The sequence below is a fragment of the Corynebacterium sp. c24Ua_83 genome (assembly GCF_039907245.1).
GTDB lineage: Bacteria > Actinomycetota > Actinomycetes > Mycobacteriales > Mycobacteriaceae > Corynebacterium.
The window spans coordinates 1-24072 of sequence record NZ_JASBOI010000008.1; the positions used below are offsets into that span (position 1 = coordinate 1).

General features: G+C 60.8%; 19 protein-coding genes. 14 read left to right on the forward strand and 5 right to left on the reverse strand.

The genetic code is table 11. From position 1 onward, the window contains the following. Positions 1–187: 187 nt before the first annotated feature. Positions 188–1483 carry an isocitrate lyase gene (gene aceA / locus QKE30_RS06615; RefSeq protein ID WP_035002935.1) on the reverse strand — a complete coding sequence of 432 codons (1296 nt, stop codon included), beginning with the start codon at positions 1481–1483 and terminating at the stop codon, positions 188–190. Between the two features lie 515 nt (positions 1484–1998). Here aceA and QKE30_RS06620 point away from each other — a divergent pair. Next, the gene (locus QKE30_RS06620; protein ID WP_347934403.1) at positions 1999–4194 is read left to right on the forward strand and encodes a malate synthase G; all 2196 of its coding nucleotides are present in this window, start codon (positions 1999–2001) and stop codon (positions 4192–4194) included. Positions 4195–4329: 135 nt separating this feature from the next. On the opposite strand, the gene QKE30_RS06625 is transcribed toward QKE30_RS06620, so the two are convergent. Continuing rightward, positions 4330–4983 (reverse strand): CGNR zinc finger domain-containing protein, encoded by a 654-nt coding sequence (locus tag QKE30_RS06625; protein ID WP_035012451.1) that lies wholly within the window; start codon positions 4981–4983, stop codon positions 4330–4332. 52 nt (positions 4984–5035) lie between these two features. Here QKE30_RS06625 and QKE30_RS06630 point away from each other — a divergent pair, with 52 nt between their 5' ends. The 12 genes from QKE30_RS06630 (at position 5036) to deoC (ending at position 19890) form a co-directional block, all read left to right on the forward strand. Next, on the forward strand, positions 5036–6214 hold the full coding sequence (locus QKE30_RS06630) for an MFS transporter (protein WP_347934404.1): 1179 nt from the start codon (positions 5036–5038) through the stop codon (positions 6212–6214). Between the two features lie 2 nt (positions 6215–6216). Beyond that, entirely contained in the window at positions 6217–6612 is a 396-nt protein-coding gene (locus QKE30_RS06635) for an acyl-CoA dehydrogenase family protein (RefSeq protein ID WP_347934405.1), read from the forward strand. A 66-nt stretch (positions 6613–6678) separates the two neighbouring features. After that, positions 6679–8895 (forward strand): malate synthase G, encoded by a 2217-nt coding sequence (locus QKE30_RS06640; protein WP_347934406.1) that lies wholly within the window; start codon positions 6679–6681, stop codon positions 8893–8895. Positions 8896–9098: 203 nt separating this feature from the next. Further along, positions 9099–9857, forward strand: coding sequence for an HAD-IA family hydrolase (locus QKE30_RS06645; protein ID WP_347934407.1), 759 nt, complete (start codon positions 9099–9101; stop codon positions 9855–9857). A 164-nt stretch (positions 9858–10021) separates the two neighbouring features. Further along, positions 10022–12700: a glycosyl hydrolase family 65 protein gene (locus QKE30_RS06650; protein ID WP_347934408.1), complete on the forward strand. Its 2679-nt coding sequence runs from the start codon at positions 10022–10024 to the stop codon at positions 12698–12700. A gap of 333 nt (positions 12701–13033) precedes the next feature. Further along, on the forward strand, positions 13034–13819 hold the full coding sequence (locus QKE30_RS06655; RefSeq protein ID WP_347934409.1) for a succinate dehydrogenase cytochrome b subunit: 786 nt from the start codon (positions 13034–13036) through the stop codon (positions 13817–13819). Positions 13820–13852: 33 nt separating this feature from the next. Then, positions 13853–15886: a fumarate reductase/succinate dehydrogenase flavoprotein subunit gene (locus QKE30_RS06660; protein ID WP_034985208.1), complete on the forward strand. Its 2034-nt coding sequence runs from the start codon at positions 13853–13855 to the stop codon at positions 15884–15886. Beyond that, on the forward strand, positions 15886–16635 hold the full coding sequence (locus QKE30_RS06665) for a succinate dehydrogenase/fumarate reductase iron-sulfur subunit (RefSeq protein ID WP_239198946.1): 750 nt from the start codon (positions 15886–15888) through the stop codon (positions 16633–16635). Before QKE30_RS06660 ends, QKE30_RS06665 begins: the two co-directional genes overlap by 1 nt. Before the next feature lie 40 nt (positions 16636–16675). After that, positions 16676–16996, forward strand: coding sequence for a hypothetical protein (locus tag QKE30_RS06670; RefSeq protein WP_239198943.1), 321 nt, complete (start codon positions 16676–16678; stop codon positions 16994–16996). A 457-nt stretch (positions 16997–17453) separates the two neighbouring features. After that, positions 17454–18824 (forward strand): DUF445 family protein, encoded by a 1371-nt coding sequence (locus tag QKE30_RS06675; RefSeq protein WP_347934410.1) that lies wholly within the window; start codon positions 17454–17456, stop codon positions 18822–18824. A gap of 41 nt (positions 18825–18865) precedes the next feature. Then, positions 18866–19144 (forward strand): DUF2516 family protein, encoded by a 279-nt coding sequence (locus QKE30_RS06680; protein WP_347934411.1) that lies wholly within the window; start codon positions 18866–18868, stop codon positions 19142–19144. Beyond that, positions 19141–19890 carry a deoxyribose-phosphate aldolase gene (gene deoC / locus QKE30_RS06685; protein WP_239198937.1) on the forward strand — a complete coding sequence of 250 codons (750 nt, stop codon included), beginning with the start codon at positions 19141–19143 and terminating at the stop codon, positions 19888–19890. The genes QKE30_RS06680 and deoC overlap by 4 nt, the downstream gene beginning before the upstream one ends. Positions 19891–19963: 73 nt before the next feature. Here deoC and QKE30_RS06690 read toward each other — a convergent pair whose 3' ends face one another. The 3 genes from QKE30_RS06690 to QKE30_RS06700 form a co-directional block, all read right to left on the reverse strand. Continuing rightward, the gene (locus tag QKE30_RS06690) at positions 19964–21160 is read right to left on the reverse strand and encodes a DUF2993 domain-containing protein (protein ID WP_347934412.1); all 1197 of its coding nucleotides are present in this window, start codon (positions 21158–21160) and stop codon (positions 19964–19966) included. A 103-nt stretch (positions 21161–21263) separates the two neighbouring features. Continuing rightward, positions 21264–22115 (reverse strand): class I SAM-dependent methyltransferase, encoded by an 852-nt coding sequence (locus tag QKE30_RS06695; RefSeq protein WP_239198931.1) that lies wholly within the window; start codon positions 22113–22115, stop codon positions 21264–21266. A gap of 72 nt (positions 22116–22187) precedes the next feature. Beyond that, positions 22188–22685 carry a DUF2505 domain-containing protein gene (locus QKE30_RS06700; RefSeq protein WP_005292171.1) on the reverse strand — a complete coding sequence of 166 codons (498 nt, stop codon included), beginning with the start codon at positions 22683–22685 and terminating at the stop codon, positions 22188–22190. Positions 22686–22708: 23 nt separating this feature from the next. On the opposite strand from QKE30_RS06700, the gene QKE30_RS06705 reads away from it, so the two are divergent. After that, positions 22709–24067 carry a UDP-N-acetylmuramate dehydrogenase gene (locus QKE30_RS06705; RefSeq protein ID WP_347934413.1) on the forward strand — a complete coding sequence of 453 codons (1359 nt, stop codon included), beginning with the start codon at positions 22709–22711 and terminating at the stop codon, positions 24065–24067. Positions 24068–24072 lie beyond the last annotated feature (5 nt).

Below are 24072 nucleotides of genomic sequence, written 5' to 3' on the forward strand. Positions count from 1 at the left end.
CCATGGTGCTCACCAGTATATTCGGAGGCTTTGGGGCATGGGGGAAGTTGCCATTGGCTTCATCCGTAGTAGCCGTTTGTCAGAAAAGAGAAAGGGCTCGGCCAGCACTCTCGTGCTGACCGAGCCCTAGCAGTGTGCGGGTTTTTCAGCCCGCGCAGCTAGTTCCTAGCGCTTGGAAGCAAGCGGCTTAGTGGAACTGGCCCTCCTCGGTGGAGCCCTTCAGGGCGGTGGTGGAGGAGTTCGGGTCGACGGTGGTGGCGATCTTGTCGAAGTAGCCAGCACCGACCTCGCGCTGGTGCTTCACAGCGGTGAAGCCGCGCTCCTTGGCGGACGCGAACTCGCGGTTCTGCAGCTCCACGAAAGCGGTCATCTGGTTGCGGGCGTAGCCGTAAGCCAGGTCGAACATGGAGTGGTTCAGAGCGTGGAAGCCAGCCAGGGTGATGAACTGGAACTTGAAGCCCATTGCGCCCAGCTCGTTCTGGAACTTGGCGATGGTGTCGTCGTCCAGGTGTGCAGACCAGTTGAAGGACGGGGAGCAGTTGTAAGCCAGCAGCTGGTCCGGGTACTCGGAGCGAACAGCCTCAGCGAACTTCTTAGCCAGCTCCAGGTCCGGGGTGCCGGTCTCCATCCAGATCAGGTCAGCGTACGGAGCGTATGCCTTCGCACGGGCGATGCAGGGCTCGATGCCGTTCTGCACGTTGTAGAAGCCCTCAGCGGTGCGGCCGCCGGTCAGGAACGGCTTGTCGCGGTCGTCAACGTCGGAGGTCAGCAGGGTAGCGGCCTCAGCGTCGGTACGAGCGACAACCAGGGTCGGGGTGTTGGCAACGTCAGCTGCCAGACGTGCGGAGTTCAGGGTACGGATGTGCTGCTGGGTCGGGATCAGGACCTTGCCGCCCAGGTGGCCACACTTCTTCTCGGAGGCCAGCTGGTCCTCCCAGTGGGTACCTGCAGCGCCGGCCTTGATCATGGCCTTCTGCAGCTCGTAAACGTTCAGTGCGCCACCGAAGCCAGCCTCGCCGTCGGCAACGATCGGAACCAGCCAGTTGTCAACGGAGGTGTCGCCCTCAACGCGAGCGATCTCGTCTGCGCGGGACAGCGCGTTGTTGATGCGCTGAACGACGGACGGAACGGAGTTCGCCGGGTACAGGGACTGGTCGGGGTAGGTGTGGCCGGACAGGTTAGCGTCACCTGCAACCTGCCAACCGGACAGGTAAACAGCCTTCAGGCCTGCGCGGACCTGCTGAACGGCCTGGTTACCGGTCAGGGCGCCCAGGGCGTTGATGTAGGAGTCGTCACCCTTGTTGACTGCTTCCCACAGGATCTCAGCGCCGCGGCGTGCCAGGGTGTGCTCTTCAACAACGGTGCCCTGCAGCTCAGCGACCTGCTCTGCGGTGTAATCGCGCTCGACGTGAGCCCAGCGGGGGTTCTCGTCCCAGTCCTTCTGGATTTCTTCAGCGGTACGTGCCTTGCCGACGTTCGACATGTAGGGGGTCACTTCCTTACTCATTAAGGGGAGAGTTATGTCTTGGTCCCTGCCCGGGGGTTCCTGGCGGGGGGACACCGAGCCGCATATTCGAGAACCTCGACAGCACTTTCCAGTGCAGCCTAGGTGAAGTCTGCGTTCCGTGTCTCTACCTACGAGAGTACCAACCTAAATAACCACGTCAATGCCGGTCAGGCGGATATTTCTGTGTGGGGGTGGCTCCCCTTTTTGTGAATCTTGTAAAGTTTTTCTCCACACTGTTTCTAAGCGACGCCTTAACGTGTGAACGTGATGTGGCTCTCTTACTGCGCTTATAGGTGTGGTGCGCCACGGGTTGAATCGTGGCGTCAAAAAGAAAAAGAGGAACAAGCTTGCCCGATAGTCCCCGTCGGTGGGGGTGGACAAAGTGCGATCTATGACCAACTTCATACCGATCGTGAGGGAACTCACCTAGTCTTTGAGGGTAGAGACCTTTAAATAGGTAAATCGATTGATATGTGAGGAGCCACGTCACTATGACCCAGACCGAGCGCGTAACAGCCGGCGGCCTTCAGGTTGCCAAGACTCTCTACGACTTTGTTAACACTGAGGTACTTCCCGTCATCGGCAAGGATTCCGCCGAGGAGCAGGAGAGGTTCTGGGATGGCTTCGGCAAGATCGTCGAGGGGTACACCCCGCGTAACCGCGAGCTGCTGAACACTCGCGACGAGCTGCAGAAGAAGATGGACGCCTGGTACGCCGACCACAAGGGCACCCAGGACCCGGAGGAGTACAAGGCCTTCCTGAAGGAAATCGGCTACCTGGTAGACGAGCCGGGCGACTTCGAGATTACGACCCAGAACATCGACCCGGAGGTCGGCACGACCGGCGGCCCGCAGCTGGTGGTGCCGATCCTGAACGCTCGCTTCGCGCTGAATGCAGCGAACGCTCGCTGGGGTTCCCTGTACGACGCTTTGTACGGCACCGACGCCATCTCTGAGGAAAACGGCCAGGAGAAGGGCACCGGCTACAACAAGGTCCGCGGCGACAAGGTCATCGAGTGGGGCCGCGAGTTCCTGGACCGCGTTGTACCGCTGGAGTCCGGCTCCCACAAGGACGTCACCAAGTACGCAGTCGAGTCCGGCCAGCTGACCGCCACCATCGATGGCAACGACGTGCACCTGCGCAACCCGGAGGTCTACGCGGGCTTCGGCGGTGACAAGGCCAACCCGAGTGACATCCTGCTGTACAACAACGGCCTGTACATCGACATCCAGATCGATCCGGAGTCCCCGATCGGTAAGACCGACAAGGCTGGCGTGAAGGACCTGAACCTCGAATCCGCAGTCTCCACCATCATGGACTTCGAGGACTCCGTCGCCGCCGTCGACGCAACCGACAAGACCCTGGGCTACCGCAACTGGCTCGGCCTGAACACCGGCAACCTCACCGAGGAAGTGGAGAAGGGCGGCAAGACCTTCACCCGTAAGCTCAACGAGGATCGTGTGTTTACCTCCCGTGATGGTCAGGAGCTGCGTCTGCACGGTCGTTCCCTGCTGTTTGTGCGTAACGTTGGCCACCTGATGCAGAACCCGGCGATCCTGGACCAGAATGGTGAGGAGATTTTCGAGGGCATCATGGATGCCGTTATTACTTCGGCTGCTGCGATCCCGGGTCTGGATGAGAACAACCCGCTGCGTAACTCCCGTAATGGTTCGATCTACATTGTGAAGCCGAAGCAGCACGGTCCGGAGGAGGTTGCGTTCACCAACGACCTGTTTGGTGCGGTGGAGGATCTGCTGGGTCTGGAGCGGTTCACTCTGAAGGTTGGTGTGATGGATGAGGAGCGTCGTACCACCGCTAACCTGGATGCCTGCATCGCGCAGGTTAAGGAGCGCCTGGCGTTTATTAACACCGGTTTCCTGGACCGTACTGGTGATGAGATCCACACCTCTATGCTGGCTGGTCCGATGGTGCGTAAGGCGGATTTGCAGACCGCGCCGTGGAAGCTGGCTTACGAGGACAACAATGTGGATGCTGGTCTGGCGCACGGTCTGCCGGGTAAGTCGCAGATCGGTAAGGGTATGTGGGCCAAGACCGAGTTGATGGCTGACATGCTGGCGCAGAAGATCGGCCAGCCGAAGGAGGGCGCGTCTACCGCGTGGGTTCCGTCCCCGACGGGTGCGACGCTGCACGCAACCCATTACCACGAGGTGGATGTTTTCGAGGTGCAGGACAAGCTGCGTACCGAGGGGCGTCGTGAGACTCTGGGTGACATTCTGACCATTCCGGTGGCGGAGTCCGCTGATTGGTCTGCTGAGGAGATCGCTGAGGAGATTGATAACAACTCCCAGTCCATCCTGGGTTATGTGGTTCGCTGGGTGGAGCAGGGTGTTGGTTGCTCTAAGATCCCGGATATCCACGACATTGACCTGATGGAGGATCGTGCTACGTGCCGTATTAATTCCCAGCACCTGGCTAACTGGTTGAAGCACGGTGTGGTGACTGAGGAGCAGGTTCTGGAGTCTTTGCAGCGTATGGCTGCGAAGGTGGATGAGCAGAACGCTGGTGATGCGAACTACCGCAACATGGCTCCGAACTTTGATGAGTCGGTGGCTTTCCAGGCTGCGAAGGATTTGGTGTTTAAGGGTCTGGAGCAGCCGGCTGGTTATACTGAGCCGATTCTGCACGCCCGTCGTTTGGAGTTCAAGGCTAAAAACGGCATCGCCTAATTAGCTACATTTAGGGAGGTGCTCGTTCTCACACCCCCTGCAAGTTAGATCCCGTCTCTGAGGCTGTTGACGGAGCCTTGGGGCGGGGTTTTTCTCTTTGACTGGTGCAGAATAGATGCTGGTTAAGAGCCCGGGTTACTTGTTATGAGAGTAGCGACGGGCTTTAGCCCGATTGCCACAGTCCTTCATCGAGCACCACTGCCTCCGCAGGCCGTTAGAGCGATCCTCGAAGAGAATTCCACAACGCTCGTGGCCGCATATCTTCAATCGCTGCCGGTCATTAGTTCCGAAAAGTGCAACCGCGTCGGCAGCGACAAAACCTAATGCCTGCTCCAGCTCAAGATTCTTTGCCAGTGTCTTCCTAAGATCAGACTCTTCGCTGTTAAGCGGATGCGGAGAGAAGGACTGAGCGTCCAACTGAAGTAAAGGCCGCCTGGTGGACCATTCGTTGAGTACATCGATTGTGGAATTTAATTCGAATGAGGAGAGCGTATTTATGCCGAGGCTATGCTCTGCCAAGAGTAGAACTGCCTCGCGAAGCGCCGTAACGCTTTCCTGATCAATCGGCATTGGAGTTTCCACAAGCTCAGGAAGTTCGCGGGCCCAAGACGTTGCTCGGCGAGCTTGGTTAAGCCAGCTGACGAAGTCAGAACGATCGCCGAGAAGGTCGACCGTAGGATGCAGCGGATCTTTACGGCGCCGAAGGGTATTCGCAAAGTCAAGAGCAGGCCGCTCGCCATAAAACACAAAAGAAAGCTGGCGAAGCTGGTTTGTGGATGAAGTATTCATAAAATCTACAGTACCTCTTGAACTAACCCCCTCAGGGGGTTAGTGTTGGAGTATGACACGTCGCACACTTCCTCTGGCTTTGTATGCGTTTCCGTTGGTGGCTGGATTCATGCTGCCGAACCTCGCGACCCCGCTGATGGAACTGTGGCGTTCGGATATTGGCTTCTCTGCAGGGACGCTGACGCTCATCTTCATCATGTACCTTGGGGGGCTCGCGCCAGCCTTCTTGCTGGCACCGGGGCTCAGTGATAGTTGGGGAAGGAAGCGTACGCAGCAACTGGCTGTGGTGCTCGGTATTGTTTCGTGTCTCTTTTACGTCTTAGCGGACAGTATTCCAATACTTCTACTGGCTCGGATCCTTACCGGTCTGTGCTCCGGAGCTCTCTTGGTGCTAGGGCCATCGGCTGTGCAAAGTATGGCTAGTGAGGATGAATCCTCTAAAGCTACGCTCACGGCTACGTTAGGTATCGCAATAGGGCTGGCAGGCGGACCCTTGTTTGCAGGCGTGGTTGCGCAGTTGGTTCCATGGCCGACTAAGACGGTTTTCGTTCTTATGGCTCTCCTTCTCGCAATATCGTTGGTAGTGGTCGGAACAGAGTCGGAGACGGAGTGTAAGCCCAGGAGAGACTTGTTGCCCCACAAGGGGCTGGGGAAGAAAGACAAGCGTGTTGTTCTTGCTGGTCTCGGGGCTTTTGGTCCGGGGATGACGGCTGCTGGAATTGTTTTGGCACTGTCTCCAACACTTCTCAACGGAATTAGTGAAACAAGCGGGCCCCTGGGTGCTGGCCTGATTGCAGGAGGTATGTATGCGGTTAGCCCGATCGCGCAGAGTCTAGTCCGTCGACTCCACAGCCTTGCGCACATCAGATTCTCTATGGTGCTAATCGCGTTGGCGATGTGCATCTTTGGCGCAGCAATGACGCAACAGAGCTTATGGTTCCTGATTCTAAGCGCGGTACTTATAGGTGCAGGGCAAGGGATTAGTAATTTGGGCAGCTTTGGACTGATCCATCAAGAGGTTGACGAAGATTCGGTGCCTGGAGCAACAGCACTTTTGAGTTTGGGTACGTATGCTGCTGCGAGTGTTGTTCCTCTGGCAGGTGGGTACCTCATCGATCTAACCGGATTGTCGATTGCAAGCCTATGCATGGCGTTAGGAGTGGTTCTAATGGTTGCGGTGGGGTTTGTGTTTGCCCGGCAGAGCTATATTGACCAAACCAGGAGTGCCTAAAAATGAAAATTGGCATTATGGCTGCTTTTTGCAATGGCATTGCCCTTCGTGTACTTGACTTAGCCGTTGCCTATGCAGAGTCTCGCGAGGTTTGGGGTGCTCCTATATCCACCCATCAGGCCATTTCACATCCACTCGCAGAGGCCAAAATAGATATAGAGTTGGCTCGGAATACGACTTTTCGTGCGGCTTCGGATTTCGAATCCGACGGAGACTGTGGCGCTAGTGCGAATTATGCCAAATTCGCTGCGGCTAAGGCTGCGGTAAAGAGCGTTGATCGGGCGATCCAGACCCATGGTGGCAACGGATTTGCGAAGGATTATCGCGTCTCAGAATTATTTTGGCCGGCCCGTTTGTTTCGAACGGCACCTGTCAGTGAGGAGATGATTCTGAATTAAGTAGCCAACAATATTCTTGGTATGCGCCGATCCTACTAGATAATTTCTCGAGAGGACTATTCTACAATGATTTCTAATTCCGCTATTTCTCAAGGTGCCGAGCGCGTAACGGCCGGCGGCCTTCAGGTTGCCAAGACTCTCTACGACTTCGTTAACACTGAGGTACTTCCCGTCATCGGCAAGGATTCCGCCGAGGAGCAGGAGAAGTTCTGGGATGGCTTCGGCAAGATCGTCGAGGAGTACACCCCGCGTAACCGTGAGCTGCTGAACACTCGCGACGAGCTGCAGAAGAAGATGGACGCCTGGTACGCCGACCACAAGGGTGCTCAGGATCCGGAGGAGTACAAGGCCTTCCTGAAGGAGATCGGCTACCTGGTAGACGAGCCGGGCGACTTCGAGATTACGACCCAGAACATCGATAGTGAGATCGCAGAGACCTCCGGTCCGCAGCTGGTGATCTCTGCGTTGAACGCCCGCTTCGCGCTGAACGCTGCGAACGCTCGCTGGGGTTCCCTGTACGACGCTCTGTACGGCACCGATGCGATCTCTGAGGAGAACGGCCAGGAGAAGGGCACCGGCTACAACAAGGTCCGTGGTGACAAGGTCATCGAGTGGGGCCGCGAGTTCCTGGACCGCGTTGTGCCGCTGGAGTCCGGCTCCCACAAGGACGTCACCAAGTACGCAGTCGAGTCCGGCCAGCTGACTGCCACCGTCGACGGCAACGACGTGCACCTGCGCAACCCGGAGGTCTACGCGGGCTTCGGCGGTGATAAGGCCAACCCGACCGACATCCTGCTGTACAACAACGGGCTGTACATCGACATCCAGATCGACCCGGAGTCCCCGATCGGCAAGACCGACAAGGCTGGCGTGAAGGACCTGAACCTCGAATCCGCTGTGACGACAATTATCGATTTTGAAGATTCAGTTGCAGCTGTGGATGCAGAGGATAAAACTCTGGGTTATCGCAACTGGCTTGGACTAAATATTGGTAATTTGACTAAAACTATTACTAAGTCAGGGCGAACCTTCACTCGTAAGCTCAACGAGGATCGCGTGTTCACCTCCCGTGATGGTGAGGAGCTGCGTCTGCACGGCCGTTCCCTGCTGTTCGTGCGTAACGTCGGTCACCTGATGCAGAACCCGGCGATCCTGGATCAGAACGGTGAGGAGATTTTCGAGGGCATCATGGATGCCGTTATTACTTCGGCTGCTGCGATCCCGGGTCTGGATGAGAACAACCCGCTGCGTAACTCCCGTAATGGTTCGATCTACATTGTGAAGCCGAAGCAGCACGGTCCGGAGGAGGTTGCGTTCACCAACGACCTGTTTGGTGCGGTGGAGGATCTGCTGGGTCTGGAGCGGTTCACTCTGAAGGTTGGTGTGATGGATGAGGAGCGTCGTACCACCGCTAACCTGGATGCCTGCATCGCGCAGGTTAAGGAGCGCCTGGCGTTTATTAACACCGGTTTCCTGGACCGTACTGGTGATGAGATCCACACCTCTATGCTGGCTGGTCCGATGGTGCGTAAGGCGGATTTGCAGACCGCGCCGTGGAAGCTGGCTTACGAGGACAACAATGTGGATGCTGGTCTGGCGCACGGTCTGCCGGGTAAGTCGCAGATCGGTAAGGGTATGTGGGCCAAGACCGAGTTGATGGCTGACATGCTGGCGCAGAAGATCGGCCAGCCGAAGGAGGGCGCGTCTACCGCGTGGGTTCCGTCCCCGACGGGTGCGACGCTGCACGCAACCCATTACCACGAGGTGGATGTTTTCGAGGTGCAGGACAAGCTGCGTACCGAGGGGCGTCGTGAGACTCTGGGTGACATTCTGACCATTCCGGTGGCGGAGTCCGCTGATTGGTCTGCTGAGGAGATCGCTGAGGAGATTGATAACAACTCCCAGTCCATCCTGGGTTATGTGGTTCGCTGGGTGGAGCAGGGTGTTGGTTGCTCTAAGATCCCGGATATCCACGACATTGACCTGATGGAGGATCGTGCTACGTGCCGTATTAATTCCCAGCACCTGGCTAACTGGTTGAAGCACGGTGTGGTGACTGAGGAGCAGGTTCTGGAGTCTTTGCAGCGTATGGCTGCGAAGGTGGATGAGCAGAACGCTGGTGATGCGAACTACCGCAACATGGCTCCGAACTTTGATGAGTCGGTGGCTTTCCAGGCTGCGAAGGATTTGGTGTTTAAGGGTCTGGAGCAGCCGGCTGGTTATACTGAGCCGATTCTGCACGCCCGTCGTTTGGAGTTCAAGGCCAAAAACGGCATCGCCTAAGGCCTTGCGTACAGCTAGCGTCGCTTAGCGCGATAAGGGCCTAACCGCCGGTGTGAGCCCGCCTCACCCGGCGGTTTTCCTATGTCCAATTCCGTGCAGCTTCCTTGTACGGACAGTTGTCCGACCCCTGGTTAGACTGGTGGTCACACGAACACGCACGCACGACCGCACATGCACCAAGGCGCCCCGGAAGGAGCCCGACTTTGTCCGTCACCACCTTTGGCACCCCACCTTCTCGTTCTCTCTTTGATTTTGACGCCGTACTTTTCGACCTCGACGGCGTGATCACCCCGACCGCAGAGCTCCACCGCCAGGCGTGGGCACGGATGTTTAGTGCGTTCCTGGAGGGCAAGGGGGCTGAGCCCTACACCGAACAGGATTACTTCGACTACCTGGACGGCCGCCGCCGCGACGAGGGCGTGGCTGCCCTCCTGGCCAGCCGTGGCATCGAGGTTCCGGAGGGCAACGCGGACGATAATGCGGATCAGGACACGATCCACGGCTTGGGCGCCCGCAAGAACGCGGACTTTTTGAAGTTGGTGGAAGAAGGTGTGCAGGCCTACGAGGGCTCTGTGCAGCTGCTGGATGCCATCCGGGATCGCGCTGCGGCGGGGGAGAAGGCGCCCCAGATCGCGATCGTCTCCTCCTCGAAGAACGCCCGTCCGGTGCTCAAGGCGGCGGGGTTGCTCGATCGGTTTGAGGTTGTTGTGGATGGGAAGGTGGCGTCCGAAAAGAACCTGCCGGGTAAACCCGCACCAGATACGTACCTGTATGGCGCACAGCAGCTCGGCGCCAGTGCAGAGAACGCGGTGGTGGTGGAGGATGCCACCAGTGGTGTGGCCAGTGGAAAGGCCGGCAAGTTCGGGCTGGTAATCGGCGTGGATCGCGGGGCAGGCGCGGAGGCGCTGCGCGAGTACGGCGCGGACATCGTGGTCGACGACCTGGCGGACCTGCTGGGCTAGAGTACGTGGCCGGGGGCTAACACGCAGAACCTTTACACGCTGAGCCTTTAGACGAACAACCGGCACAGAACTGCAAAGACTTACGCAGGTTTACATAGGCTTACGCAGGCTTATAAAGAAGTAGACGGAACTAGACAGAACTAGACGGAGAAACCGGAAACACTATGGGAATCAACGCGCAACGACAGACCAAGCGCAGCCCGGAAGACCAGCGGCTGAAAGACTTCCTAGCAACTCGCCGAGAGGGAGCGGAGCCAGGCTTCAAGCGGCCGATTGACGGTGGTGACTTGCGTGCGGAGGGGTTCCGTGCAGACATGAAGCACACCGCGGTGAATCCGCTGGAGTCTGTGGATCGTAATAACAACCCGGTTGACGAATGGGCTCTGATTGAAACCCGGCCGAACTCCATGGACCTGGGCGTTTCCGAAACTCTCTTCGCGCTGTCCAATGGCTACCTGGGGCTGCGTGGCAACCCGGAGGAGGGCCGCGATTCCCATACTCACGGCACATTCATCAACGGTGTGCACGAAACTTGGGACATCGAGCACGCGGAGGATGCGTACGGCCTGGCGCGCATGGGGCAGAGCATCGTCTCGGTGCCGGACGCCAAGGCCATGCGACTGTACATCGACGACGAGCCGCTACGCCTGGGCAACGCGGAGGTCATGGAATACAACCGCAGCCTGGACTTCCGCGAAGGTGTGCTGCGCCGCAGCCTGGTCTGGCGTACTCCGGGCGGCAAGCACGTGCGCGTGACCTCCGAGCGCATGGTGAGCTTCCAGGAGCGTCACCTGGCGCTGCAGTCCCTGGAGGTCGAGCTGCTGGACGCGCCGGCAGCCGTTGTGGTCTCCTCCCAGTTGCTGAACCGCGAGGATGGCCAGGGCGAGTTCCCGGATAACAACGCCCGCGTGGCCGGCGAGGAGGGCTTCGACCCGCGCAAGGGCGAGCAGTTCCAGGATCGCGTGTTCATTCCGAAGTATCAGTCCAGCACGGAGCCGGAGCGCGCCACGCTGGGCTACCAGATCAACCACTCGGGCATGACCGTGACGGTCTCCATGGACCACATCCTGGACATCGACAATCCCTCGGATGAGACGGACACGGGCGTGGATACCGGCGTGGAGGTCTCCACGGAGGTGGAAGAGGACGTCGCGCGCGTGACGTACCACCTGAACGGCAAGAAAGGGATGAAGATGCGCCTGGAAAAGTTCACGGCGTACCACTCCTCCCGCCACGTGGCCCCGCAGGAGCTCGCATTCCGCTGCGCCCGCACCATCAACCGTGCAAAGTCGGTGGGCTTTAGCAACCTGATGGACAACCAGGCCGAGTGGCTGGCCCGCTTCTGGGAGCGCTCCGACGTGCGCATCGCCGGCCAGCCCGCGCTGCAGCAGGCAGTGCGCTGGAACATCTTCCAACTGATCCAGGCCTCCGCCCGCGCAGAAACCAACGGTGTGCCGGCCAAGGGCATGACCGGCTCCGGCTATGGCGGCCACTACTTCTGGGACACGGAAATCTACGTGATGCCGTTCCTCTGCTACACCAACCCCAACCTGGCCCGGAACGCCCTACGCTTCCGCTACGACATGCTGCCCGCGGCCAAGCAGCGTGCGCTGGAGCTGTCGCACGACGGTGCCCTGTTCCCGTGGCGCACTATCAATGGCCAGGAATCCTCGGCCTACTACGCGGCGGGTACGGCGCAGTACCACATCGATGCAGACATCGCGTTTTCACTGATGAAGTACGTCTACGCCACCGGTGACACGGAGTTTTTGCTGCAGCAAGGCATCAGCCTGCTGGTGGAGACCGCCCGGTTCTGGATGTCCATCGGCTTCTTCAACAGCGAGCAGGACAAGTTCGAGATCCACTCCGTGACCGGCCCGGACGAGTACACGACCGTGGTGAACAACAACCTGTACACAAACGTGATGGCCCAGTACAACCTGGAGGTCGCGGCTGCGGTGGTAAGCCAGACGGAAAAGGAACGCCCCGAGGAATACCGCAACCTGCAGGGCCTCAAGCACATCACGCAGGCCGAGGTTGAACTCTGGCGCAAGGCCGCCGAGTGCATGTACATCCCGTACAACGAGGAGCTGAAGGTCAACCCCCAGGACGATCAGTTCTTGCATCGCCGAATCTGGGACCTGGACGATCCGGAGGTCGGTCCGAAGCGTCCGCTGCTGCTGCACTACCACCCGCTGACGATCTACCGCTACCAGATCCTGAAGCAGGCCGACGTGGTGCTGGCGCTGTTCCTGCAGGGGCAGCGCTTCTCCACCGAGGTCAAGCGCGCGGACTACGACTACTACGACATTCTGACCACGGGAGACTCCACCCTGTCGGCCGTCGTACAGTCCATCATCGCGGCGGAGCTGGGCTACAAGGAGAAGGCAGAGGAGTTCTTCTACCGCGGTCTGTTCGTGGACATGGGCGATCTGCACCACAACGCCTCTGACGGCGTGCACATCGCCTCGTGCGGTGGCGCGTGGACGGCGCTGACCAATGGCTTCGGCGGTTTCCGCGATTTCTATGGGCAGTTCACCATCGACCCGCGCCTGCCGGACGAGTGGGAGTCCCTGACCTACCACATCACCCTGTACGGCGAGCGCCTGCGCGTGGAGGTTCGCCCAGGCGAGGTAGAGCTGGTGCTGGAGGAGGGGGACCGCAAGGTCGGCCCGATCTGGGTCATGGGCGAGGAGGTTGTCGTCGGCCACGAGCCCATCGTTGTAAAGGGAGCGACGCTGCTCAGCGAACACCGCACCGACGGGGCCGATGAGATCGAAGCTGCCCGGGATGCAGATGGCGGTTCTAGGCATGGTTCCCCGGATCACTGGGTAAAGCTATAAAAATATATATTTTCTGACGCCCACCGCCAGCGCGCGCCACCACTCCCGCATTCTCTGTGAGGTGGGTGGTGGACGTGAAGGGGTTGGGGCGTGGCGTCAATAAGAAAGGAACAGGGTAACCCCCGAAAGCCGTGTGACCAGTGTGACGCCGCGCGGCGACAACCTCTTAGGGGGAATCTAACAGTACGGTCGTACCGTTATGGGTATTTTTGCAAGGTTTGTATTGCGGAAATGCTATACCCCATAACGGGGTGTAAGACCGGGAATATGCAGGTACACAAGTAGTCCGACGGGGGCTTAAGCACATACAGTATCTATGACACTGGAGGTGCCATGACTGTTAAATATGACGACCGTGAGGCAATCGCTCACGGAAAACTGAGAACTTCGAGCCTGCGCGAGAAGCCAGGCTTCCCTTCGTGGGCGATGAAGCTGACGATGGCCATCACGGGTATCATCTTCGCGCTGTTCGTCCTGGTTCACATGGTTGGAAACCTGAAGGTTTACATGGGGGCCGAATCCTTCAACACCTACGCCGACTTCCTGCGTGAGTTCGGCTACCCGCTGCTGCCGCACGAGTCCTTCCTGTGGGTTGCTCGTATCGTGCTGCTGGTGTCCCTGATCCTGCACGTATGGTGCGCATTCGCACTGACTAGCCGTGCTCACCAGTCCCGCGGCCGTTACCGCCGCAAGGGCATGGTTAGCAGCTGGAACACCTTTACTGCCCGCAGCATGATCGTCACCGGCATCGTGCTGCTGCTGTTCATCATCTTCCACATCCTGGACCTGACGATGGGCGTAAAGCCGGTCGCCTCCGAGGACTTCCAGGGCCCGACCGACGGTGCACACGCTGCCTACCAGAACCTGATTGCATCCTTCGACCGCCCGGCTGTAGCCATCTTCTACATCCTGGCGATGGTGATCCTGTTCATGCACCTGTCCCACGGCATCTGGACTGCCACCTCGGACCTGGGCATCACCGGCCACCGCACCCGCAAGGTCATGCTGTGGATCGCTTACCTGCTGCCCGCGATCGTGATGATCGGCAACATCTCCATCCCGCTGGCTGTGATGTTTGGGTTGGTTGATCAGGTCCCGTTCGTCCCGGCTGGGCAATAACGGCGAGTCTGGTTACAAGGAGAAGAGAGTTAAATGAGCGAAGTAACTAACCACCCGCACAATCAGACCGCGGACTTCGACTACGACAAGGCCGTCGCTGCTTTCACTGCGCCGGAATCCGTCGTCGAAGGCGTGACCGTCGGCAAGGTCCTGAAGGACAACGCACCCCACGTAGTCGGCCAGGATAAGCAGTGGCAGTACGCCAAGGAGCACTTCGGAATGGTGTCTCCGCTGAACCGCAACAAGTTCCGCATCCTCATCGTCGGCACCGGCCTGGCCGGTGGCGCCGCAGCTGCCGCACTCGGCGAGCTGGGCTACGACGTCAAGGTGTTCACCTACCACGACTCCCCGCGTCGCGCGCACTCCATCGCTGCGCAGGGTGGTGTGAACTCCTCCCGCGGTAAGAAGCTGGATAACGACTCCACCTACCTGCACGCCAAGGACACGGTCAAGGGCGGCGACTACCGCTGCCGCGAGAACGACTGCTGGCGCCTGGCTATGGAGTCCCCGAAGGTCATCGACCACATGAACGCTGTCGGCGCGCCGTTCTCCCGCGAGTACGGCGGCACCCTGGCAACCCGTTCCTTCGGTGGCGTTCAGGTCTCCCGCACCTACTACACCCGTGGCCAAACGGGTCAGCAGCTGCAGCTGGCCACCACCTCTGCGCTGTACCGTCAGATCGGTGCCGGTCACGTGGAGATCTTCACCCACAACGACCTGGTTGACCTGATCGTCAACGACGGGCGCTGTGAGGGCGTGATCATGCGCAACCTGCTGACCGGCGAGCTGAAGGCTCACACCGGCCACGCAACCGTGCTGGCCACCGGCGGCTACGGCAACGTGTACCACATGTCCACGCTGGCCAAGAACTCCAACGCCTCGGCCATCATGCGCGCCTACGAGCTGGGTGCCTACATGGCGTCCCCATCCTTCGTGCAGTTCCACCCGACCGGCCTGCCGGTGAACTCCACCTGGCAGTCCAAGACGATCCTGATGTCCGAGTCGCTGCGTAACGACGGCCGCATCTGGACCCCGAAGAAGAAGGGCGACGACCGCAAGCCGAACGACATCCCGGAGGACGAGCGCGACTACTTCCTGGAGCGCCGCTACCCGGCCTTCGGCAACCTGGTTCCGCGTGACATCGCTTCCCGTGCCAACGCTCAGCAGATCAACGCTGGCTACGGCGTGGGTCCGATGAAGAACTCCGTGTACTTGGATCTGGGTGACGCTATCCAGCGCCTGGGCAAGGACACGATCCGCGAGCGCTACTCCAACCTGATTCAGATGTACGAAGAGGCCATCGGTGAGTCCGCTTACGAGACCCCGATGCGCATCGCCCCGACCTGCCACTACACCATGGGTGGCCTGTGGACCGACTTCAACGAGATGACGTCCATCGACGGTCTGTTCTGCTCCGGTGAGTCCTCCTGGATGTACCACGGCGCGAACCGTCTGGGTGCTAACTCCCTGCTGTCCTCTTCCGTGGAGGGCTGGTTCACCCTGCCGTTCACCATCCCGAACTACCTGGCACCGCACCTGGGCGAGGAGATTCCGGCCGCCGATTCCCCGGCAGCTCAGGAAGCCCTGCAGCGTGCCAAGGACCGTATCGAGCGTCTGACCACCATCAAGGGCGACGACCCGCACGGCCCGGAGTACTACCACCGCCAGCTGGGCGAGATCCTGTACTTCTCCTGTGGCGTGTCCCGCAACGTGAAGGACATGAAGGACGGCATCGAGAAGATCCGCGCACTGCGCAAGGACTTCTGGGCCAACGTCCACATCCCGGGCGGTACCGAGGAAATGAACCAGACCCTAGAGTACGCAACCCGCGTTGCCGACTACCTGGATCTGGGCGAGCTGATGTGCGTGGACGCCCTGGACCGCGACGAGTCCTGTGGTGCCCACTACCGTGATGACCACCTGTCCGAAGACGGCGAGGCAGAGCGTGACGATGACAACTGGTGCTTCGTCTCCGCCTGGGAGCCGAATGGCGAGAACAAGTTCATCCGCCACTCCGAGCCCCTGTACTTCGACCGTATCCCGCTGATGACAAGGAATTACAAGTAATGAAACTGCATCTTGAAATCTGGCGTCAGGCGGGCCCGAATGCCGAAGGCCACTTCGAGTCTGTTGACGTTGACGACGCCGCAGAGCAGATGTCCATCCTGGAGCTGCTCGACCACGTAAACAACAAGTTCGTTGAGGAGGGCAAGGAGGCCTTTGCCTTCGCCTCGGACTGCCGCGAGGGTATTTGCGGTACCTGTGGCCTGATGGTTAACGACCGCCCCCACGGCCCGGATCAGAACAAGCCGGCCTGCCAGCAGCGCCTGGTCTCCTTCAACGATGGCGACACCATCAAGCTGGAGCCGCTGCGTTCCGCTGCGTACCCGGTGATCAAGGACATGGTCGTCGACCGTTCCGCACTGGACCGCGTGATGGAAAAGGGTGGCTTCGTGTCCGTCATGGCCGGCACCGCCCCGGATGCCGACTCCCTGCTGGTGAACCACTCCGACGCTGAGAAGGCGCTGGACCACGCTGCCTGCATCGGCTGTGGCGCCTGTGTTGCAGCTTGCCCGAACGGCGCAGCTCACCTGTTCACCGGCGCAAAGCTGGTGCACCTGACGCTGTCCCCGATGGGGCGTGAGGAGCGCGGCAAGCGCGCCCGCAAGATGGTTGATGAGGTCGAGGGTACTTTCGGTCCTTGCTCGCTGTACGGCGAGTGTGCTGACGTTTGCCCGGCGGGTATCCCGCTGACGGCTGTAGCAGCTATCACAAAGGAACGCACCCGTGCCGCTTTCCGCGGCAAGGATGACTAAGATCAACTCCAAGACAAGTATCAGAAAGTAGGAGAGAACCATGGCACTCAGTGAGAACCTGCACATGGAGCGTTACTACGTTGATGGCTACCAGCCGTCCAGCTTTGATGCGCCGCACTCTTCGCTGCAGCGCTCCCTCACTTGGATCGGCATGGGCTTTTGGCTGCTGCTGATGCCGGGTCTGGGTACCATCGTGTTCGGTCTGGCTACCAACATGTCCGGAACTCAGGAAAACGGCATGACGTACCTGATTATCGGCGTTGTAATGGCCGTTGTTGCAGTTGTAGCTGGCTCTGCGTGCATCCACGCAGGTCGCAAGAACTACCGCGACTACAAGGATCGTTCCGGCCGCATCATCTAGCTAGCGGTTAGTTATAGCTTCAGCTGAGGCTAGAGCTAACGGCAGGGCTTGACCTTGAGTCAGAGCTTGGGTTTGAGCCGAAGCTGAAGTCAGAGCCAAAGCGCCTCCAATTGCGCAGACCGCGCCACCACTTTCGGTGGCGCGGTTTTGCTTTGCCCGCACAGTATTGCGCCGGGGAGTGTTTCCGAAGGGTGGGATAGGGGGCTAAATGTCGGAAAAGTTGCATTTCTTTTTGCTCGACTGTCTACGGCTGGGACTGAAAACCGTCTGACCAGCGCTTTTGCATTAGTGAAAAGTGTCACTAATAACGTTTTGCAACTTTTCCGACATTTAGGTTGTTGGATAGGTTGTTGGACTTAGCGGAACACTTGCTCAGCCCTCACTGAAGCCCCGCCGAAGCCTCACCGGAGCCCTATCGAAACCCTCTTAACACCCCTTGCGGTGCCATAATTGAATAATGACTGCTAATGAGACCTCCGCCGCACGAGGCCGCTCTGCACACCAGCAGACCGGGCGGCCCCAGCAGCACCACCAGTCGGCACCGCTGTCCCAGGTTCCGGGCCCCGACCCGGCCACCGAGGCGGCCCGCCGGGCGGAACTGCGCAAACACAAGGCCATCGCCACCGGCCTGCTAGTCATCGCGACCCTCATCTACGTGGCCATGCGCTGGCTCGAATACCAGGGCAACCCAGGCGCCTGGATCGGCTACGTCCGCGCGGCCAGCGAAGCCGGCATGGTCGGTGCCCTTGCCGACTGGTTCGCCGTCACTGCCCTGTTCCGCCACCCGTTGCACATCCCCATCCCGCACACGGCCATCATCAAGCGGAAGAAGGATCAGGTCGGCCACGCGCTCAGCGAGTTCGTAGGGGAGAACTTCCTCAATGCCGCCCTCATCAGCGATAAGCTCCGCAAGGCGCGCATCCCGGAGCGTGCCAGCGACTGGGTTGTCAACGACGGCGGCGCCAAACGCGTCTCGCAAGAGGTCGGCAAGATCATCGACCTCACAGTCAATGGCATCAACCCCCAGGAAGCAGAGCAAGTCCTCCGCGCGCTGGTCATCGACAAGCTCAGCGAACACACCTGGGGCCCGCCGCTGGGCCGCGGCCTGGAGCAACTCATCGAGGAAGGGCGCACTGAACCCGCCGTCGATGCAATTGTGGTCTGGATGGACGACAAGGCCCGCACTTCCGAAGACTTCGTTGTCCGCCTCATCGACGAGCGCACCCCGGCCTGGGCGCCCCGCTTCGTCCGTGAACTCGTAGGCTCCCGCGTGTACCGCGAGCTGGTGGAATTCACCGGCGATGTTCGCCGCGACCCTAACCACGATGCCCGCCGCCAGCTGCGCTCGTTCATCTACCAGCTTTCGCAGGACCTCCAGCACGATGAAAAGATGATTGCCCGGGTGGAAGGCTTCAAGAATGACGTCATGACCTCCGGGCCTGTTACCGCGATGCCCGGCCGCTTGTGGGAGTCCACCCGCGCAACACTCACCTCCTGGTTCCGCGACCCAGATTCCCTGCTGCGCCGTCAGATTGCGCAATGGGTGGAGGCGTATGGGCGTCGTATCCAAGAAGAGCCGGAGCTGCGCGAAGAGCTTGAACGGCGCATCGTAGGGGCGGCCAGCTACCTTGCCGATAACTACGCGGGCGAGGTCACCGGCATCATCGGCGAGACAGTCGAGCGGTGGGACGCGCAGGAGGCTTCCGACAAGATCGAGCTGATGGTGGGCAAGGACCTGCAGTTCATCCGCGTGAATGGCACGATTGTGGGCGCGTTGGCTGGCCTGGCGATTTACTCCCTGACTGAGCTGATCTTTGCGTTAGGCTGAGTGGCATGTACATGGTCTTTACGACGTTGGCTAACGTATATATGGGTATCAATTTGGCGCTGGCGGTTGCTATTTTCGTGCTGGCGGCCATCGGCTTGGCGCAGCTGGCTAACACCCGCGACGATGCCTTTATGGTTATCGACCGCGAGAAGCAGAACTGGTTGATGCTGATGGGTGGTGCGGTGGCGCTGTCCATCCTGAGTTTCTTCATCGCAATCGAGCTGCTGTGGATCATTGCGGCGGTCATCGTCGGCATCTACTGGCAGGACGTGCGCCCCGCGATCCGCGACGTGCTGGATAACTCGGGTGGTTCCTGGTGACTTCTTTCGACCGTTCTAAGGTCTCCCGCGCGGCCGTCGCCGCCATCCTGGATGCCACGCTGCTGAAGCCCGAAGCGTCGCGCGATGACGTGGCGGCTCTGGTGCGCGAGGCCACGGAGTTGGGGTGTGGCGCGGTGTGCGTGTCGCCCTCGATGCTGCCCCTGGGGTCTGTGGTGCCTTCGGGTTCTTCGGGTACTGACGCCACGCTGCGCATCGCCACCGTAGCCGGGTTCCCTAGCGGCAAGCACGCCTCCTTGGTGAAGGCCACCGAGGCGCGTTATGCCGCGCAGTTGGGCGCCGAAGAGATCGATGTGGTGATCGACGTGGCGGCGGCCCTGGCGAAGGATCAGAATGCGCTTCTGGCGGAGCTAATTACCGTGCGAGAGGCTGTGCCGCACCCGCTGGTGCTGAAGGTGATCGTGGAGTCCGCACTGCTGGACGAGGAGCAGCTGCGCACTGCCGTGCGCGCGTGCGTGCAGGCGGGGGCGGACTACGTAAAAACCTCCACGGGCTTCCACCCGGCGGGTGGTGCGAGCGTGGAGGCTGTGAGCATCATGGCCGACGAGCTGCGCAAGCTGGGGAAGCTGGCGCCGTTCGGCATGGGGGAGGAAGAGCGCATTGCCGCGGGCCTGGTGGGGATCAAGGCCTCGGGTGGCATCCGCGATTGGGATGCGGCCCTGGCGATGATTGAGGCGGGAGCTACCCGCCTGGGGGTTTCCGCGGCAGCGAAGGTGCTGGGCGCCTAGAGCCGGTTTGCGGCCTGCGCCGTGCCGCCGTACTCCGTACTGGCGGGCTAGGTGACCGGAGCCGGGGGAGCGGCTAGGCGGCCATCTCGGAGGAACCGACCGGGCCGTCTTCCTTCCAGGGGCGGGTGAGGTCCGCGTCCTCGGTATTGCCCGAGTCACTGCCGCCGGAACCACCGGATCCGTTGCCACCGTCAGAGCCACTGCCGGAGCCGCTGCCGCCACTGGAGCCGCCGGTGGCGGAGCCCGTGTCCAGCTCGGCGAAGTTAACGTCCGTGCCGTGCATGTTCACTTCCAGCCCCTCGTCGGTGACGTTGATGGATTCGAAGTCCATGCCGCCTTGGACATCAGCGGGGATGGAATCCTCCAGCTGCGACTCCATCTCCTGGGTGAAGGACTCCGGAAGATCCATACCCAGCAGGGAGACGTTCTCCATCTCCATCTTCATCTGCCCGCCCTGGATAACTGGCTTGACCTCGAAGGTCGCCAGACCGCCAGTGAGGTCGAAGCTTAGGGTCTGCTTGTCCGGGTTGGGGCGGACGTCAGTAATCTGCAGTAACCCAGCCAGCGGGTTGTCCTCATCCCCACCGCCGTCGCTGGCGCTTTCGGAGGCCTGAGCCAGCAGCATCTCCTTGGTAATGACCGTCCGCAGTCGCAGGTCGCCCACCACGGCGTCATCGGGATTGTCGGTATCCATCTGCGTGTCCCGCAGCTCCAGGTGCACCGCGGGCTCGCCGGTAACCCGAGGCTTGGACTTATCCTGCCCCTCGTAGGTGATGTCCAGCGTGGATGGAATGTCGACCGTCATCTGGGGGATCTTGCCCTGCACAATTCCCAGTAGCAATGGGGAAGCGCCCAGCGAGATCTCCGCATCCACGGGCTCGGATACACCGGATTCCTGCTGCTGTTCCCTGAAGGCACTCTGAATCTGGTCCTTCATGAACCAGCGGAGGCCGAACTCGGCGAGGAGCAGCAGCAAAACAATGACAAGCAGAAATCCGATAAGGACCTTCAGCCAAAGCTTGCTCTTCTTTGGCTGCTGCTGGAACATGTTCTGGTTCGGCTGACCATACGCGCCTGCCTGGCCGTAGGCGCCCTGCTGCCCCGGCTGGCCGTATCCACCCGGCTGCCCCTGTGGAGCGCCGTAGCCAGAGCCGTACTGGTTCGGGTTGCTGCCGCCATTGTTGCCGCTGGTGTTCCAGACAGCCGTCTGGTTCTCGTTGCCACCGGCATTGGAGGACGGATTCTGTGAAGGGTTTTGTGGGTTAGTCACCCGTATCAGTGTTCCTTATCGTCGGGGCTGTGCCAACCCGTATCTTAGCCCCAGCCCACTTTTGAGCCCATAGTTAAGCCAAGAGTTGGCAGAGAACAGATAGCTAACGCACAGGCTCGTAGACTATTGACCATGGCAAGGTAATTGAATTATCCGCCAAGCGGCGGCGCGGGTTGAGCCGCGCCGCGGGAGAGTGGGCGTCACCAAGAGAACCCAAGAATTCCTGCTTAGCCGAGCGCCACCGTACCCGTGGCCCAAAGACGGCCAGGGGTGCGGCGCGTTCCCAGCTGCGGTCGAGCTCCGCGAGGACGTCGTAGATGAGGTGGCCGGGGGTGTTGCGGTGAATCAGGGTCTTCGGCAGCCGTTCGGCCAGGTCGGAGGGTTTTTCGATGTCCTGCGGGTCCCACGCGAGCGTCAGTGACTGCGGGCCGGCCTCATCCAGGAGTACCCAGCAGGAGCGGCGGCCGACCTCGTCGCAGGTGCCCTCGATAATCACTCCACCGGGGCGCAGGTTCGCACGCATCGTATCCCACGCGGCCTGCACCTGATCCACGTCGTATTGGCGCAGCACGTTAAAGGCGCGCACAACGTCCGCCTGCAGCCCCGCCAGCTCGAAGCCGCCGAGGGCGAAGTGCACGCCCTCGCGGTCGGGGAGCACGCGGGAAGGCTCGATCTCCAGGCCGGTGACCTCCACCGAGGGGGCGATGGTCCGCAGCCACCGAGCCCACTCGCAGGTGGTGGTGTGGGAGGCTCCGTAGCCGACGTCGACGGCCACGGGGTTGCGGTGTTCGTGCAGCACGGCACCCCGCAGCTGGGCCTGTACCCGCGGCTGCGCCACCAGCCAGCGGTCGGATTTGCGCAGGCGGTTGTAGCCGGTCGTTCCGCGGGTAGGGACGCCAACAGGCCCGTCCGTATTCCACGAACGGGCCTTGAGATTGTGGGCGTGGTCAGCCACGCGGGTTAACCGAGCCTTTCAGATGAGTGAGTTTGTTTCCGTTAAAGGTCCAGGCGGAGCTTATGCCGGGCTTTAGGCGTTGTCGCTGATCCACTTCTGGATCAGGGCGGCCTCGCGGGTCAAGAATTCCTCCACCCACTCGGCAACCTTCGGCTCCAGGACGGCGCCCATCATCGGGATCTTCACGTCCACGGCGCAGTCGGCCTTCAGCTCGGTGGAGTCGCCGGAGCCGTTCAGGGTGACATCTGCAGAGAAGGAAACCGGTGCGCCCTTGACCTCCGCGTTGACCTTACCGGTGGTGGTGCCGTCAGCCAGCGGGCCGAACTCGACGACGCGCTTGAGCTTCAGATCCTGGGAAACCATGCCGCGCACGGCCTCCGGCAGAGCGGACTTCGGCAGCAGCTCGAAGAGCACGGCCTCGATCGGCTCGGGGGTGAAGGAGTTTACCTCGCCTGGCTCGTCGCCGATGTTCTCGACTTCGTAGGCCCAGTAGTTTGCGGAGGAGAGTGCCTCGTAGACCTTTTCAATGGGGAAGTTAATCGTTGCAGTGTTCTCGCTGTGAGTAGTCATGCCAACAGACTACCTTTAGTGATGTGACTGATTCGACAAATAACGCACATTTCACGTCCGAAGAACGCGTACGCCGCCTTCTGGAGCGCCTCAGTGGCACCAGTGCCGACCCGGTTTCCATCCCCGGCACCCGTGTGACCAGCCGTTCCTTCGCCGAAATGACCACCCTGCGCATCGGCGCCGCACCTGCCGGGGTTGTCGAATGCTCTTCGGCGGAGGCTGTTGCCCAGGTCGTTTCTTTTCTGGACGCCCACACGCAGCCACTGCTTGTCGTCGGCGGCGGGTCGAACCTCGTGGTGGGCGAGGGGGATGCAGTATCCCAGCTGGTTGTGGTGCTGTTGAGCGCGAGCGAAGGTGACGTAGGCGATAGCGCAGACGTTGACGGTGACGGTGACGCGACAGGCGAGACAGCGGTGACGATCGACCGCGAGACCGGCGTGGTGCGAGCCTTTGCCGGAGTTGAATGGGATCAGCTGGTGGCCGCGACGGTGGAGGCTGGGCTCGGAGGGCTGGAGTGCCTGAGCGGGATCCCTGGTTCCGTGGGTGCCACGCCAGTGCAGAACGTTGGCGCGTATGGCGCGGAGGTTGCGCAGGTGCTGCGGCGCGTGCAGCTGTACGACCGCACGAGCGGGGAGCTCGAGTGGGTGGAACCGTCTGCCCTGGACTTGGGGTATCGCTACTCGAACCTGAAGTTCACCTCGCGGGCCGTGGTGACGGCCGTGGAGTTCCAGCTGACCACCGACGGGCTGAGCGTGCCGCTGCGCTTCGGCGAGCTGGCGCGGCGCTTGGGCGTGGATGCGGATGAGGCCGCCGCCGGGGAGATCCGTCGGCCCGCTGGGGACGTGCGCCAGGCCGTGCTGGAACTGCGCGCGGGCAAGGGCATGGTTCTGGATGCGGCGGACCACGATACGTGGTCGGCGGGATCCTTCTTCACAAACCCGATTGTCACCGGCGAGGAGGCGCGCGATGCGGTAGTGGCCGCTGTGCGGGAGAAGTGCGGTGAGGCCGAGGCGGAGTCGATGCCCCTGTACCCGGTGAAGGCCGGCGGTGGTGTTGGTGGCGCCGACGCTGGAACCGGCGCTGGCGCGGGTGCTGGGACTGGCACGGGCGCTGATGCTGGTGGGGCCGGTGCGGGCGAGCCGCAGTTCAAGTTCTCGGCGGCGTGGCTCATCGAGCGCGCCGGGTTTGCAAAGGGCTGGCACGTGCCGGGGAATGATCGCGCCTCCCTGTCCACCAAGCACACTCTGGCCCTGACCAACCGTGGTTCCGCGACCAGCGCGGATGTAGTGGAGCTGGCGCGCGCTGTGCGAGCCGGAGTGCGCGATGCCTTCGGAGTAGTTCTGGAGCCGGAGCCGATCTGGGTCGGCGTGAGCATCGACTAGCTGGG

Coding starts and splice junctions, on each gene's coding strand:
- aceA (WP_035002935.1), bottom strand. CDS start 1,483: ATGTCGAACGTCGGCAAGGCACGTACCGCTGAAGAAATCCAGAAGGAC.
- QKE30_RS06620 (WP_347934403.1), top strand. CDS start 1,999: ATGACCCAGACCGAGCGCGTAACAGCCGGCGGCCTTCAGGTTGCCAAG.
- QKE30_RS06625 (WP_035012451.1), bottom strand. CDS start 4,983: ATGAATACTTCATCCACAAACCAGCTTCGCCAGCTTTCTTTTGTGTTT.
- QKE30_RS06630 (WP_347934404.1), top strand. CDS start 5,036: ATGACACGTCGCACACTTCCTCTGGCTTTGTATGCGTTTCCGTTGGTG.
- QKE30_RS06635 (WP_347934405.1), top strand. CDS start 6,217: ATGAAAATTGGCATTATGGCTGCTTTTTGCAATGGCATTGCCCTTCGT.
- QKE30_RS06640 (WP_347934406.1), top strand. CDS start 6,679: ATGATTTCTAATTCCGCTATTTCTCAAGGTGCCGAGCGCGTAACGGCC.
- QKE30_RS06650 (WP_347934408.1), top strand. CDS start 10,022: ATGGGAATCAACGCGCAACGACAGACCAAGCGCAGCCCGGAAGACCAG.
- QKE30_RS06655 (WP_347934409.1), top strand. CDS start 13,034: ATGACTGTTAAATATGACGACCGTGAGGCAATCGCTCACGGAAAACTG.
- QKE30_RS06660 (WP_034985208.1), top strand. CDS start 13,853: ATGAGCGAAGTAACTAACCACCCGCACAATCAGACCGCGGACTTCGAC.
- QKE30_RS06665 (WP_239198946.1), top strand. CDS start 15,886: ATGAAACTGCATCTTGAAATCTGGCGTCAGGCGGGCCCGAATGCCGAA.
- QKE30_RS06670 (WP_239198943.1), top strand. CDS start 16,676: ATGGCACTCAGTGAGAACCTGCACATGGAGCGTTACTACGTTGATGGC.
- QKE30_RS06675 (WP_347934410.1), top strand. CDS start 17,454: ATGACTGCTAATGAGACCTCCGCCGCACGAGGCCGCTCTGCACACCAG.
- QKE30_RS06680 (WP_347934411.1), top strand. CDS start 18,866: ATGGGTATCAATTTGGCGCTGGCGGTTGCTATTTTCGTGCTGGCGGCC.
- QKE30_RS06700 (WP_005292171.1), bottom strand. CDS start 22,685: ATGACTACTCACAGCGAGAACACTGCAACGATTAACTTCCCCATTGAA.